This is a genomic window from Marinobacter sp. LM1 (genome assembly GCF_042763285.1).
In the GTDB taxonomy this organism is placed as follows: domain Bacteria; phylum Pseudomonadota; class Gammaproteobacteria; order Pseudomonadales; family Oleiphilaceae; genus Marinobacter; species Marinobacter nauticus.
The window spans coordinates 3,590,317-3,602,960 of sequence record NZ_CP114373.1 but is presented as its reverse complement, the minus strand read 5'-3'; the positions used below and the strand labels follow the sequence as shown (position 1 = coordinate 3,602,960).

The 12,644-nt window shown below is 52.1% G+C and carries 12 protein-coding genes; 9 read left to right on the top strand and 3 right to left on the bottom strand.

The features are described 5' to 3' along the window. Window positions 1-69 precede the first annotated feature (69 nt). Together OZ656_RS16900 and OZ656_RS16895 are read left to right on the top strand one after the other, a co-directional pair. Window positions 70-1,014, top strand: a complete 945-nt coding sequence (locus OZ656_RS16900) for an IS5 family transposase (RefSeq protein ID WP_379944739.1) — start codon at window positions 70-72, stop codon at window positions 1,012-1,014. A 642-nt stretch (window positions 1,015-1,656) separates the two neighbouring features. Further along, window positions 1,657-1,956 carry a hypothetical protein gene (locus tag OZ656_RS16895; RefSeq protein WP_199452688.1) on the top strand — a complete coding sequence of 100 codons (300 nt, stop codon included), beginning with the start codon at window positions 1,657-1,659 and terminating at the stop codon, window positions 1,954-1,956. 2 nt (window positions 1,957-1,958) lie between these two features. Here the strand turns inward: OZ656_RS16895 and OZ656_RS16890 are convergent, their stop codons facing one another. The 3 genes from OZ656_RS16890 to OZ656_RS16880 all read right to left on the bottom strand — a co-directional run bounded on the left by OZ656_RS16890 (window position 1,959) and on the right by OZ656_RS16880 (window position 5,506). Continuing rightward, window positions 1,959-2,648, bottom strand: coding sequence for a hypothetical protein (locus OZ656_RS16890; protein WP_199452686.1), 690 nt, complete (start codon window positions 2,646-2,648; stop codon window positions 1,959-1,961). An 877-nt stretch (window positions 2,649-3,525) separates the two neighbouring features. Further along, window positions 3,526-4,854, bottom strand: a complete 1,329-nt coding sequence (locus tag OZ656_RS16885; protein WP_199452684.1) for a sensor histidine kinase — start codon at window positions 4,852-4,854, stop codon at window positions 3,526-3,528. Continuing rightward, window positions 4,841-5,506, bottom strand: coding sequence for a response regulator transcription factor (locus OZ656_RS16880; protein ID WP_379944738.1), 666 nt, complete (start codon window positions 5,504-5,506; stop codon window positions 4,841-4,843). Before OZ656_RS16880 ends, OZ656_RS16885 begins: the two co-directional genes overlap by 14 nt. A gap of 201 nt (window positions 5,507-5,707) precedes the next feature. Here OZ656_RS16880 and OZ656_RS16875 point away from each other — a divergent pair, with 201 nt between their 5' ends. The 7 genes from OZ656_RS16875 to OZ656_RS16845 all read left to right on the top strand — a co-directional run bounded on the left by OZ656_RS16875 (window position 5,708) and on the right by OZ656_RS16845 (window position 12,553). Beyond that, window positions 5,708-6,235: a cupredoxin domain-containing protein gene (locus OZ656_RS16875; protein WP_199452690.1), complete on the top strand. Its 528-nt coding sequence runs from the start codon at window positions 5,708-5,710 to the stop codon at window positions 6,233-6,235. A 122-nt stretch (window positions 6,236-6,357) separates the two neighbouring features. After that, window positions 6,358-7,683: an IS1182 family transposase gene (locus OZ656_RS16870; RefSeq protein WP_075196030.1), complete on the top strand. Its 1,326-nt coding sequence runs from the start codon at window positions 6,358-6,360 to the stop codon at window positions 7,681-7,683. Window positions 7,684-7,909: 226 nt separating this feature from the next. Then, on the top strand, window positions 7,910-9,691 hold the full coding sequence (locus OZ656_RS16865) for a copper resistance system multicopper oxidase (RefSeq protein ID WP_278350859.1): 1,782 nt from the start codon (window positions 7,910-7,912) through the stop codon (window positions 9,689-9,691). Beyond that, on the top strand, window positions 9,688-10,437 hold the full coding sequence (locus tag OZ656_RS16860; RefSeq protein ID WP_278350853.1) for a copper resistance protein B: 750 nt from the start codon (window positions 9,688-9,690) through the stop codon (window positions 10,435-10,437). The genes OZ656_RS16865 and OZ656_RS16860 overlap by 4 nt, the downstream gene beginning before the upstream one ends. A gap of 146 nt (window positions 10,438-10,583) precedes the next feature. After that, a complete protein-coding gene (locus OZ656_RS16855; protein WP_008169428.1) occupies window positions 10,584-10,940 on the top strand; it encodes a hypothetical protein in 357 nt (118 codons plus the stop codon). Between the two features lie 11 nt (window positions 10,941-10,951). After that, complete coding sequence (locus OZ656_RS16850; RefSeq protein ID WP_278350854.1) at window positions 10,952-12,307, top strand: APC family permease; 1,356 nt, start codon at window positions 10,952-10,954, stop codon at window positions 12,305-12,307. Window positions 12,308-12,334: 27 nt separating this feature from the next. Continuing rightward, window positions 12,335-12,553 carry a hypothetical protein gene (locus OZ656_RS16845; protein ID WP_099615972.1) on the top strand — a complete coding sequence of 73 codons (219 nt, stop codon included), beginning with the start codon at window positions 12,335-12,337 and terminating at the stop codon, window positions 12,551-12,553. The last annotated feature ends 91 nt before the right edge of the window (window positions 12,554-12,644 follow it).

Here is a 12,644-nt window from a genome sequence, read left to right as displayed (position 1 = left end):
AGGCTCTGAATAAGTCTCAAAATCAGCGATAATACGGTCATCGTCAACTGCACAGGATTCGTTGCCACCATGGATCAGATCACCTTCTCCGAAGCCGAGTACCAGACCAAGAAGCGTAAAACCCGCCGCGAGATTTATCTGGAACGGATGGACAAGCTGATTCCGTGGAAGCAGTTGGAGAAGAAGGTAGCCCTATATTACCCCAAGGGCCAGACTGGCCGGCCACCGTATCCGCTGCCGACCATGCTGCGAGTCCACTGCATGCAATTGTTCTATAACCTCAGTGATCCTGCCATGGAAGACGCATTGTATGAGATCGAATCCATGCGCCAGTTCGCCGGCCTGAAGCTGGACCGATTGCCGGACGAAACCACCATTCTCAAGTTTCGTCATTTCCTGGAGCGCCATGGCCTTGGCAAGGTGTTGTTCAAAGAGGTGAACAAGCACCTGGAGAAAAATGGTTTGATGCTGCGTGAAGGCAGCATTGTGGATGCTTCCATCATTTCTGCACCAAGCTCCACGAAGAATGAAAGCGGCCAGCGCGACCCTGAGATGCGACAAACCAGAAAAGGCAACCAGTGGTACTTTGGCATGAAGATGCATATCGGCGTGGACGATACGCTCGGCTTGATCCACAGCATCGATACCACCGCTGCCAATGTCCACGACATCGTGTCCGCCGGCAACCTTCTTCACGGTGACGAGCTGCGCGTGTTCGGTGATGCCGGTTATCTTGGCATTCAAAAGCGGGATGAGCATAAAGATCGCCAAAATGTATCCTGGTTCATTGCCAAGCGCCCCGGTTCTCGTAAAAAACTGGACGACCGAAAGCTAAAGGCCGAGAAGCTCAAAGCCAGCGCCCGGGCCAAAGTGGAACACCCATTCCGGTACATCAAGCAGGTCTTTGGCTATAGCAACGTTCGCTATCGCGGCTTGGCCAAAAACAGTAACCGATTGCACTTGCTGGCTGCGTTCAGCAACCTGCTGATGGGTGAAAAATACCTGCTGTCGTAGGGTCAGTTCGCCTGTTTTCCGCCAAAACGGCGGGAAATAGGCAAAAATCGAACAAAACAGAGGGTGATAACGCCAAAATCGCGCTTGAATGGCTTTTTTTCGAGTTGAAAAGCGATTCAGCGATAAATCAGGCGTTAATCAGACCCTCCTTAATCCTCCTCATCCCTGGTCGGACAGTCGCCGCCACGCCCAATTCAGGATCCTACGCAGCTTTAAGATATATCTCACACGAATCCTGCATTGACAATGATAGGGTTGGGGCCGAGTCAGCTGGTCAGGACGACCGGGACTCAACGCCGGCACGGATGCTAGGCAAACGCGACACCTGCCCAGTGGTGTGACGCGCCAAGGAGAGACTTGGCACCACCCCCGCTTGTGACAATTCGCACCCTTTGATCGACCCAATCTTGACCTAGTCAATCAGGATTATCAGAATAATGTTCGAATATTCAGTTTTGGGTCAGAGGTGTTCCATCACTCTCAATGAGCATCGGTTACTGTCCGCATTGCCTTTGGAAAGGTTACGGTATTTGCCTTCTGACCTTACTAGTTGGAAATCCACGTGAACGGGATTAGCGAGCTGAGGACGGAGTTTCGTCGCCGACACAATATGACTACGCCACCCTTCAAGCGTTTGCGTCAATGGAAACCGTCGGCATCGTTACAGAAGATAATATTGAGCTTTCTCATTGGCTCGGCGTGGCGGACCGCAGGATTCTACGATTAGTTCTAGAGTTAAAGTCGGTTCTATTGGATATCGAAGCTTGGCGAACGATGATTCTTGAGCCCTACAAACGGCTTGGCCCCGGTGTCTACATGGTAGGGGCTTTCATCGGATATGACAGAATTGTTGGCGTCGTGGAAGGACGACAGCCAATGGTCAGGGTTTTTTCGTCTAAACCGGACGCGCTGGGCCGGTCCTTCGGCCAAGACACTGAATAGATCTAATTCCGAAACTCTGACACCTGGCGCTCTAGGTTCGCGTACATTGCCAGAAGATCATCCTCGTTGAGCTTTCCTCTGGTGGTTGCCTTAGCCTTATGTTTTTCCAGCTGGCTACGTTGTTCGGCGTAAACATGATGGAGGACGCTGGCTTGATAGTCGCAGCCCTCGTGATTGTTCAGTTGTTTTCGAAGCGATTTGAACTGATCAGGACTGGGAACCTGTTCGAGCTTTTTAGCTATGTCTTTGGGTCGGATATTGAACACTTCTCCCCAATGTTTTACGGCATGCTCCCAGGCCTGAGATAGAGATGCCCGCTCATCTATGTAGAATTTGTTAGCAGCTCCTCGTTTGTTTACGGAGAAATAGCAGGTTTCCTGTGCAGTACTTTTCCCGCTTCCGATGCCAAGCGTGATGCCCTGGAAGCCAACACCGCGACAGGGGAGGGTTGAGGGATGGTCTTTTCCAATGAAATCCAGATATTGAAGTGCTGCGGAGCGGGCCATGTAACGGGCCTCATAGTACTTGGCCCTGGTCTCTTGATACTGGTACCAGAGTTCTTGAGTAATTCTGTTGTTCGGCCTCTTAAGAGAGAAATACTTCTGATAGCGTTTGCCTCGGATGGTGGCAACAACTCGCCAACCGTGGAAGCCAGAGGTCAGCTCCCCTTTTTCATAAAAGCTAATAGCCATGGATAGTCGATCTTTCCCGTCCAAATCACGTTAAAGATAGTACGCAGCCAAGCAGGCGTCGCCTGCTCTACTCTGAGGCCTACGTCAGCTTGCTGCAATCGAAAATGGTCAATAAACTTCTCAGCCTCTTTGGGCTGCAAACTGGAAACACCGACCTTCGGTCAATCGTTGTCGCTTCCTAGGAGTGAAGCATCGTCCATGGAGTGTAAGGCTGCGAGGGACCATACGTGTGCAGCCTTCCGTAAGTTTACACTTGAGAGAGCCTTTACACATCATGGTTTGCGCTTTAAGAATCCTCCCCCTCTTCGTTTTTGTGGTAGCAGGTCTTATCAGTGCTCCGGCTCACGCTTCCAATATAAAAAGTCGAGCAGCGGCCTTTGCCATCCACCGCAAGGAAGTTGGTATGAGCGAATCAAGAAATATCAACCCTACGACTCTGTTGATGCCTGCCTGGATTCAGGCGGTAAACTTCCGGATGGTGTCTCTTTGGCCTCGGTTCAACAGGTCCAAGAGCAGAAAGGCAAGTTACAAAGCTACGAACGGTCTGCGTTCGGGCAAGGTTGGGAAGACGCCGATGGAGATTGTCAAGACAGCCGTACTGAGGCATTGATTGCACAATCCACGACCAAGGTCCGGCTTGCAGATGAACGTCGTTGCAGAGTGGTTTCGGGCCGCTGAATCAGTCCGTTCACAGGCAAAGTCATCCAGAACAGCAGTGAGATCGACATCGAGCATGTGGTCCCGCTGAATGGTTGCCACCGTCAGGCCAGTGCGGTTGTGTGGCAAATCGTACTTGTTTGACTGCGTTGGTTCTTGCTAAGGGTAGAGTTGTCAGAGTTTTTCAGGCGCGATAACCCACTCGTTAACTTTCGTGAATTCAAAATTCAATCGTGACCTTTAATCCACCCCGTGGGCGATTTGAAAAGACGATCTTCCCACCATACCGGCTAACAATGTCTTGAACGATTGCAAGGCCGAGCCCGTGGCCCGGAGTCTGTTCGTCCAGCCTTAATCCTCGTTGACCAAGCTTGCTCAATTCAGCTTCCTCAACGCCGGGACCATCGTCTGTCACGACAATTCGTTTTGAGGGGCCGCGTTGTTCCAATATTAGCTCCACCTCTCTATGTGACCACTTCCCCGCATTGTCCAGCACGATCCCCAGTATTTCAGATAGGTCGTATTCTACAATTGGCCAACGGCTATTCTCTGGGAGAGAACTTGATAACTCAAATGATTTTGCCGGGTATAGTCTTCCCATCATCCACAGAAGGTCCCGTGCTTTTTCTACTGGATAGCAGCTTTTTCCTACCTGCGGCCCAGCAAACCGGCTGCGGCGCATTTCAGCTTCAAGTTGTTTGTCAATATCCCCGAGACGCGCAGCTATTTGCTGCCTTAACTCGCTATCTAGCGGCGTAGAAGTGTCGCTGAGAATTTGTTGGACAGACGCAATCGGAGTTTTAACGCTGTGGGATAGGTTTGCCAGCGCATTCCTCGAGCGCTCCAATCGTTGATCAAGTGAGTCAAGCAGCTGGTTCAACTGTTCGACGAGAGGGTGGAACTCCTCGGGGACAGTCATATCTATACGCGAGACGCTCCCATCCTGGAGTCTTTTCAGTGACGCCTTGAGTCGTGTGACAGAATGCATGGACAAATTGACGCCGAGCCAGATTGCACAAACCAATAGCGAGATAAGTAAAAGAGATGCGATTGCCGTCCATGCATGTAGCTCTGCCTGGCTATTCTTCAATGCGCCGAGGTCTTCTGCAACGATAACAACAAACGGTTTTTCGTTTGCGATGAAGGAACTCCGATATGCCAATATGTCCGTTGGGGCCCCTGCTATTTCAGAATTTTCGACCCGAATCGTGCCCTCTTTTTCCGATTTGATGAGCGGCGATAGTAGCGGTTTCCATGATTCTGGCGAAATGATGGTCCTGGAATCGGAGTGTTGAACAAAAGCATGGTGGAATACGCGCTGAAAGTAATCGCCCGTCTTGAGTCCGTCGAAGGCTCCGTCACTGTCCCGAATCTGATGCTCTAAAAACGAAACCTCCTCTTTCAGCCTGTCCGTGACAAATTCACGGGACATTCTTTCGAGCAGAGCACCATGTGCAAACCAGGCTATTGCCATCAAGGCAACACCTGCGGGCAGCAGTATTACAAGCAGGGTGCCTTTTACAGAGGCAGGTTTCTTAAACGTTGTCATTGAACATATAGCCTTGGCCACGTCGGGTTGAGATTGTGGAATTTCCCACCAGTCTTCGCAGCCTCCGAATATATGCCTCGATAACGTTCGCGCTTGGGCTATCTTCGAGACTGTAAAGCTGCTCTAGCAGTTGGTCTTTTGAAAAGACATGGCCCGGCTTACTCATCAGGCAGCGCAGAAGACGAAACTCTGTGCCGGTAAGTGGATGTTCAGTTCCATCGTCCACCGACAAGCATTGACGATTATCATCCAGCACAAAGCGGCCTGCCTTAACCAATGAATGTGTTCTCCCTTCGCTCCTGCGAACAATAGCATTCAGCCGTGCAATTAACTCTTCGGTCTGGAAAGGTTTTGCGAGGTAGTCGTCTGCCCCTGCCTTTAGTCCAGCCACTTTATCATGCCAGTCATCTCGCGCTGTCAGGATTAGTACGGGAAAGGCAATGTTCTTTGCGCGCCACTTTTTTAAAACATCTAAACCGTTGCCGTCGGGCAGCCCCAGATCCAAGATGCTGACCCGATAATCTTCCTGTTCACCCAGAGTTATTGCTTCTTTTGCCGTATACGCAGGGTCCACGCTGAACCCCGATTTTTCAAGTTGATGCAAAAGGCTGTTTGAGAGCATCTGATCGTCTTCAACCAGTAGTAAACGCATTTTTTTTCCTTTTTGCTGAGCGGCGACTGTGAATTCAACGTAATGTCTTTAGTAGTCCTGAATTCAGCCTAAATAAATTTTTTTGAATTTTCAGTAAGAATTCAGGTTGGTAAGCGATCTTATGTAACGATTCTGGACATTGATCAAGTGTCCTGAAAATACAATTAATTGTTGCTGAACGATTTCACAGGAGAAGATGGTATGAATGTATCAAAGTTGTTGGTAGCGGGTGTGGCCTTTTCAATGTCAGCGGGTGCTTTTGCAGCAGGAGCCCACGGTGGCGGGCACGGGGCTAGCAGCGGAGAACCTGCTAAAGCGTCCGAAGCTGCCCGCACGATCACGGTTGAAATGTACGACAACTACTATGAGCCGGAAGAAATAACTGTGAAGCCTGGTGAAACCGTGAGATTTGTGGTGGAGAATAAGGGCAGTCTTGTCCATGAGTTCAACATTGGCACCCCCGCCATGCACGAGAGCCATCAAAAAGAAATGATGATGATGGTTGAGCATGGCGTGATTCAGGGCGGCAAGCTGAACCACGACATGATGAACATGGATATGGGCAATGGTCATTCCATGAAACACGACGATCCCAACAGCGTCTTACTGGAACCCGGGCAGAGCAAGGAAGTTGTCTGGAAGTTCTCTGATAAAGGCAATATCGAATTTGCCTGTAACGTGCCGGGCCATTACCAGTCAGGAATGTACGGTGACGTAAATTTCGAATAATACAGTGTGCTGAGCGCCGCACGATTGCAAGGGCTGGTGAAGGCTTTCCAGCCTAGGAGTCTGCGCGGCAGAAGCTACATTCTGGCACAATAGATCAAAATTCTTCAGCAACAGGATGACTGATGGGAACCACTTTCCGCCCGTATTCGCCTGGCCAGGAACTGCTTCTTCCCCCGAGCCTGAACGAGTGGCTGCCTGAGGGGCATCTGGCCTATTTTGTCAGTGATGTCGTCGAGGAGTTGGATTTAAGTGCGTTTTATGCCCGCTACGAGGGCAACGGCCGACGCAACTCGCCCTTCGATCCACGAATGATGCTGAAGATTTTGATCTACGCCTACGCCACCGGCGTTTTCTCTTCACGCAAGATCGCCCGGAAGCTGGAAGAAGACGTGGCCTTCCGGGTTCTGGCGGCAGGCAACTTCCCCAGGCATCGCACGATCTGTGATTTCCGCAAACACCATTTGGTTGCCTTCAAGGCCGTGTTTATTCAGGTGGTCCGGATTGCCCGGGAAGCGGAGCTGATCACGCTGGGAACACTGGCGATTGATGGCACCAAGGTTCGGGCTAATGCCAGCAAGCATAAGGCCATGAGCTATGGCCGCATGGGCGAGGAAGGCGATCGTTTATCGAAAGAGATCGATGCACTTTGTCGTCAGGCACGTCAGACAGACCAGTCGGAAGACCGACAGTTCGGCCCGGATAACCGGGGTGATGAACTGCCTGAAGAGCTTCAGTACCGGCAGGCGCGGCTGGAAAAGATTCGTGCTGCCAAAGAGAAATTGGAAGCAGACCAGAAAGAGCGGGACAAGGCTCGGGGTCGGTCCCCGGACGATGATCGGCGCTCACCTCGCGGGGGCCCGAACTTCAAGCGGGATTACGGGGTTCCGGATGACAAGGATCAGAGCAATTTTACCGATCCGCAAAGCCGGATTATGAAAACGGCGGACGGGTTCCAGCAATGCTACAACGGCCAGTTGGCCGTGGATGGTGAATTCCAGCTGATTGTCGCCAACCACCTGGGCAATAATCCCAGTGACAATGGCTGTCTGATACCACTGCTGGATCAGGCAAAAGACACTCTGGAAACCTATCCGGATCAGTGTCTGGCTGACGCGGGTTACCGTAAAGAAGAAGATCTACAGACCCTGGAAGACAAAAGCATCGACGGCTATGTCTCGCTGCGTCGGGAGGGCAAGAAGAGTTCAGAGATAGACGCGAGCCGTTATCCGGCCAGCGCCCGGATGGCCGGGAAGCTGGCCACGGCAACCGGGCGATCGGTTTACGCTCAGCGCAAGCATCTGGTTGAGGCGGTCAACGGCTGGATCAAGCATGTTCTGGGCTTCCGACAGTTCAGTCTGCGGGGCCTTCACGCCGTGCAGGGTGAATGGGATCTGGTCTGTCTGTCGCTTAATCTCAGGCGGATGAGTTCACTGATGAGGCTGAAATAGAGGGTCCGAGGGATCCTTGGGCGTACTGAGTGATCGGACTACGATAACGCATTCGCTGATAACCGTCTTGACTGACTGAATAGAGAGAATCGAGACTCTATTCGGCTGGATATTGTGGATACGTTCTCGGGCCGAACTGTGATTCGACGCGGCGGGGTCACTTGCTCAAAATACTTCTGCCGCGCAGACTCCTAGCTCCAATGAAGTGCAGTTGGGAATAAAACAGATGAAGATACGCCTTTTGACAGGGCTTTTGACCCTGCTGATGCCGGCCATGGTCATGGCCGGTGAATACGGCCTGACGGTTGACCGGGTTAAAATTGATACCGGCGATTTCGTGAAAGAAGGTATCGGCTACAATGGTGCATCTCCGGGACCGGTGATGCGCTTCAAGGAAGGTGAAAACGTCAAAATCAACGTGACCAACAACCTGGACGAGATGACCTCGATCCACTGGCACGGACTGATCCTTCCCTTCGACCAGGATGGTGTGCCAGGTATCAGTTTTCCAGGTATCAAGCCGGGTGAAACATTCACCTATGAATTTCCTATCCAGCAAGCAGGCACCTATTGGTTCCACAGCCACTCTGGTTTTCAGGAGCCAGACGGAGCCTATGGCGCCATTGTCATTGAGCCCGAGGGCCGTGAACCGTTCCGCTACGATCGTGAATACGTGGTGCAGCTGACCGATAAACACCCCCATTCCGGTGACCGCATCATGCGCAACCTGAAAATGATGCCGGATTATTACAACCGTGAGCAGCAAACTGTGGGCGAGTTTTTCTCGGACGTGTCCGAAAACGGCCTGATGAGTACTGTCCGAGATCGGATGGCATGGGGCGATATGCGCATGATGAAAGCGGACGTTGAGGATCTGCAGGGCTTTACGGGCCTGATCAACGGTAAAGGACCGGACCAAAACTGGACCGGAATCTTTGAGCCCGGCGAACGCATCCGGCTGCGCTTCATCAACTCCTCGGCGATGACCTATTTTGACGTCCGGATCCCTGGCCTGGATATGACGGTCGTGCAGGCGGACGGCAACAACGTTCAGCCGGTTAACGTGGACGAATTCCGTATTGGTGTGGCGGAAACCTACGATGTGATTGTGCGCCCCAAAGATGAGCAGGCTTACACCATTTTCGCCGAATCCATGGGGCGTTCCGGTTATGCGAGGGCAACACTGGCCCCCGAAGAGGGTATGGAAGCGGCCGTGCCGCAACTGCGTGAAGCTGCCCGACTGACCATGGCGGATATGGGCGGTATGCCCGGTATGGACCATGGCAGCATGGCAGGCATGGATCATGGAAACATGGATATGGGCAGCTCAGAAGGTGTGTCCGGAATGGACCACTCAAACATGGGCAGCATGGACCATTCGAATATGAAAGGAATGGATCACTCCAACATGAAAGGAATGGATCACTCTGACATGTCCGGCATGGACCATGGTTCCATGGCGATGGGAAAAGGCGGTCCCAGCGATCCCTTCTATGCCAAGGGCAGTGGCCTTGTGCCGACGGCGGCCAATGGTGGCAAGTTCCTGTCCTATGCTGATCTGAAGGCTCAGGACCCGTTGTACGAAGACCGCGAACCGACTCGGGAGATCGAGCTTCGTTTGACCGGCAATATGGAGCGCTACACGTGGAGTATCAACGGTGTTAAATACGAAGACGCGGATCCCATTCGTCTCAAATATGGTGAACGGGTCCGTTTCAAGTTTGTGAACGAAACCATGATGACTCATCCCATGCACCTGCACGGTATGTGGTCCATCCTTGATGTTGGCGCAGGTCAGTGGAACCCGATCAAACACACCGTTAGCGTGAACCCGGGCACTACGGTGTACATGGAAACCGAGGTTGACGAGCTAGGCCAATGGGCGTTCCATTGCCATCTTTCTTACCATGCGGCTGCCGGGATGTTCCGCAAGGTGATTGTTGAGGGTGGCCCTGAGTCCACGCAGGCCAAGACAGGCGTTGTTGCTGAAGATGGAGGTGAGGCATGAGCTGTATTCGATCACTTGCCGCAGTCAGTTTCCTTGCCTCTATTGGTTTCTCAACGACGGTGATAGCTCAGGAAATGATTTCCGATACCACCGCTCGTAAACAACCGCTCACAGCCTGGGGTGTTCAATTTGAGGAGTTTGAGTACCGATACAGCGATGATGATGAGGAACTGGGCGTCTGGAATGCGGATGCCTTCTATGGCACCGACGAGTTCAAAGTCCGGCTGCTCACAACCGGGGAATACGAGATAGAGGAACAGGCCTACGAAACACTGGAAAACCAGTTGGTCGGCCAGATCCCCATCTCCAAGTTCTTCGACGCCAAAGCGGGTGTTCGCTTCGACACCCCTGAAGGGCCGGATCGCACTTATGCCGTGCTGGGTGTCGCTGGGCTTGCCCCACAATGGTTTGAGGTCGATGCCAACCTGTATGTTAGCAAGGATGGTGATTCGTCTGCCGAAATCGACGCGGAATACGAGCTGCTGTTCACTAACTACTGGATCCTGTCTGCGACGCTGGATGCAACGGTAGCATTCAGCGAGGACGAGGAAATTGGCGTGGGTAAAGGCTTGGTTTCCACCGAAACTGGGCTCCGGTTACGCTATGACCTGATCGATCGCGCATTCTCGCCTTACGTGGGCGTGGTGCATGAGCGCAAGTACGGTGATACCGCAGATCTCGCTAAAGCCGAAGGCGGTGGCACAGAAGACTGGTTCGCAGTCGTCGGTGCCCGCATCTCGTTCTGATCGGAATGAATAAGGAGCCAGGGGTTGCCCTGGCTCTATTTTATGATGTACGTCAATTTCATCGAAAACCTTCACTGATTTTCAGTCGCAGTTCAGGTCCGCATGTTGTCATTGAGGGGAAATGATAAGGCGAAGAGGGGCCCGCCATGACTAAAGCACATAAAACATCGAACCAGGAACAGTTCCTGCTGCGACGGAAACTTGTCGTGGAAGGTTTTGAAGAGAGTGAATGGTCTGACTTTATTCACGAACTCAATCATCACCCCTGTGTTGATTTTGCCGAACGCAAGCCAAATAATCTGTTAGACGTTACCTTCGATGGGACTCATTGGTCTACCGACGAGTTATTGGAGGTGATTGGAGCACATGGTGGCCGGTTGAAGGCGGGGTGGTGGGCTCAAAGGAAGCTGGCGTGGTATCGATTTACAGATGACAACGTTCGTGCCAATGCCAAGCATGATCCGTTTTGCTGTTCAAAGATCCCGCCCATGAAACGAAAATAACCGGAGGTTAAATGAGCAGGGAACAAGATAGAACCACTCGCTATAAGGAAGGCAGTCTCACACTCGCGGGAACCGTTATGCTCGGTACCGGCGTCATGATCGGCGCCGGTATCTTTGCACTTACCGGGCAGATGGCGCAGATGACCGGTGTTCTTTTCCCATTGGCGTTTCTGGCGGCTGCGGTGATCGTCAGCTTCAGCTCTTATTCCTATATCAAGATTTCTGATGCCTACCCCTCAGCCGGGGGCATTGGCATGTACCTTCACAAGGCTTACGGAAACCGGCTGCCGACGGCGTTTAACGCTCTGCTGATGTATTTCTCGATGGTGATCGCCCAGAGCTTTCTTGCGCGCACCTTTGGTTCCTACACCATGCAGCTGTTCGGTGGCGATGAAAGCGGTCGCATGGTGCCCATTCTCGGCGTGTCCCTGATCCTGGCAGCGTTTCTGATCAACCTGCTCGGTAACCGAATGATTCAGGGGGTGGCCTCCTTCATAGGCATCCTGAAGATCGGAGGCATACTGATTTTCGGGGTCGTGGGTGTATGGGTTGCCGACAGTCTGTTGGTCGACTTTTCAAGCACGGGCGAAGCCGGAGCAACGGGTAATTTCCTGGGTGCGACGGCACTTGGAATACTGGCCTTCAAGGGCTTTACTACGATCACTAACAGCGGCTCTGAAGTCATAGATCCCAAGCGGAATGTAGGGCGGGCCATCATTATTTCCATCGCGGCCTGCGTGGTGATTTATACTTTGGTTGGTTTTGCTGTGGCCAGTAACCTGTCGCTGGCTGAAATCATCGAAACGCAGGATTACTCGCTTGCTGCCGCCGCGCGCCCGGCTCTGGGAGAGTACGCGGTCTGGTTCACCGTTGCCATTGCCATGATGGCCACCGCCGGCGGTATTCTAGCCAGTATTTTTGCGGTCTCACGTATGCTTGCGATGTTAACCGAAATGAAACTGGTTCCCCATCGTCATTTCGGTATGCCGGGCAGTATCCAAAAGCACACGTTGGTGTACACCGTGGTCCTGGGGCTGGTTCTGACGGCTTTCTTTGATCTCTCCCGGATTGCAGCATTAGGTATCGTATTCTATTTGGTAATGGATATTGCCATTCACTGGGGAGTCCTTCGTTATTTGCGCCACGATGTGAAGGCAAAGGCGTGGGTGCCAGCGGTTGCCATCCTCCTGGATTTGCTCGTACTCGGAGGGTTTGTTTGGGTCAAACTGAACTCTGACCCGTTTGTGATTGGCGTTGCGGTTGGCACGATGGTTGTTATTGCGGCAGCAGAGCAGTTTTTTCTGAAAAGGTTCCAGGAAACCGGACATTCGGGACATGATGAATCTCATGCCCATGATCACCACTAATCAGTAGTCAACCGGGAGGACAGCACCGTGATGGAAGGTGATATGTTTGGCAACACAATGTGGGCAGGTCACTGGCTCTGGATGCTGGTGATTGGCATTGTGGTAGTGATACCGGCCTGGCGTATCTGCCAGCGCACGGGATATCCGGGGTGGATGGGGGTCTTGATACTTATCCCCATCGTCAATCTGGTTTTGCTCTACTTCATCGCTTTTAGTGACTGGCCAGTTGAGCGGAGTGGAAAATAAGTGGACTGTTGTAATGCAATTGATACATTGAGCTTTCTTCACAATCCTACGATACGACTTAAGGCTGTTGTTCGTGTGATCACAATAATTG

Bases quoted from the DNA above. Each gene is read 5' to 3' on its own strand.
- OZ656_RS16855 (WP_008169428.1), top strand. From the start codon at position 10,584: ATGACTAAAGCACATAAAACATCGAACCAGGAACAGTTCCTGCTGCGA.
- OZ656_RS16860 (WP_278350853.1), top strand. From the start codon at position 9,688: ATGAGCTGTATTCGATCACTTGCCGCAGTCAGTTTCCTTGCCTCTATT.
- OZ656_RS16890 (WP_199452686.1), bottom strand. From the start codon at position 2,648: ATGGCTATTAGCTTTTATGAAAAAGGGGAGCTGACCTCTGGCTTCCAC.
- OZ656_RS16875 (WP_199452690.1), top strand. From the start codon at position 5,708: ATGAATGTATCAAAGTTGTTGGTAGCGGGTGTGGCCTTTTCAATGTCA.
- OZ656_RS16885 (WP_199452684.1), bottom strand. From the start codon at position 4,854: ATGACAACGTTTAAGAAACCTGCCTCTGTAAAAGGCACCCTGCTTGTA.
- OZ656_RS16895 (WP_199452688.1), top strand. From the start codon at position 1,657: ATGGAAACCGTCGGCATCGTTACAGAAGATAATATTGAGCTTTCTCAT.
- OZ656_RS16900 (WP_379944739.1), top strand. From the start codon at position 70: ATGGATCAGATCACCTTCTCCGAAGCCGAGTACCAGACCAAGAAGCGT.
- OZ656_RS16880 (WP_379944738.1), bottom strand. From the start codon at position 5,506: ATGCGTTTACTACTGGTTGAAGACGATCAGATGCTCTCAAACAGCCTT.
- OZ656_RS16850 (WP_278350854.1), top strand. From the start codon at position 10,952: ATGAGCAGGGAACAAGATAGAACCACTCGCTATAAGGAAGGCAGTCTC.
- OZ656_RS16865 (WP_278350859.1), top strand. From the start codon at position 7,910: ATGAAGATACGCCTTTTGACAGGGCTTTTGACCCTGCTGATGCCGGCC.
- OZ656_RS16870 (WP_075196030.1), top strand. From the start codon at position 6,358: ATGGGAACCACTTTCCGCCCGTATTCGCCTGGCCAGGAACTGCTTCTT.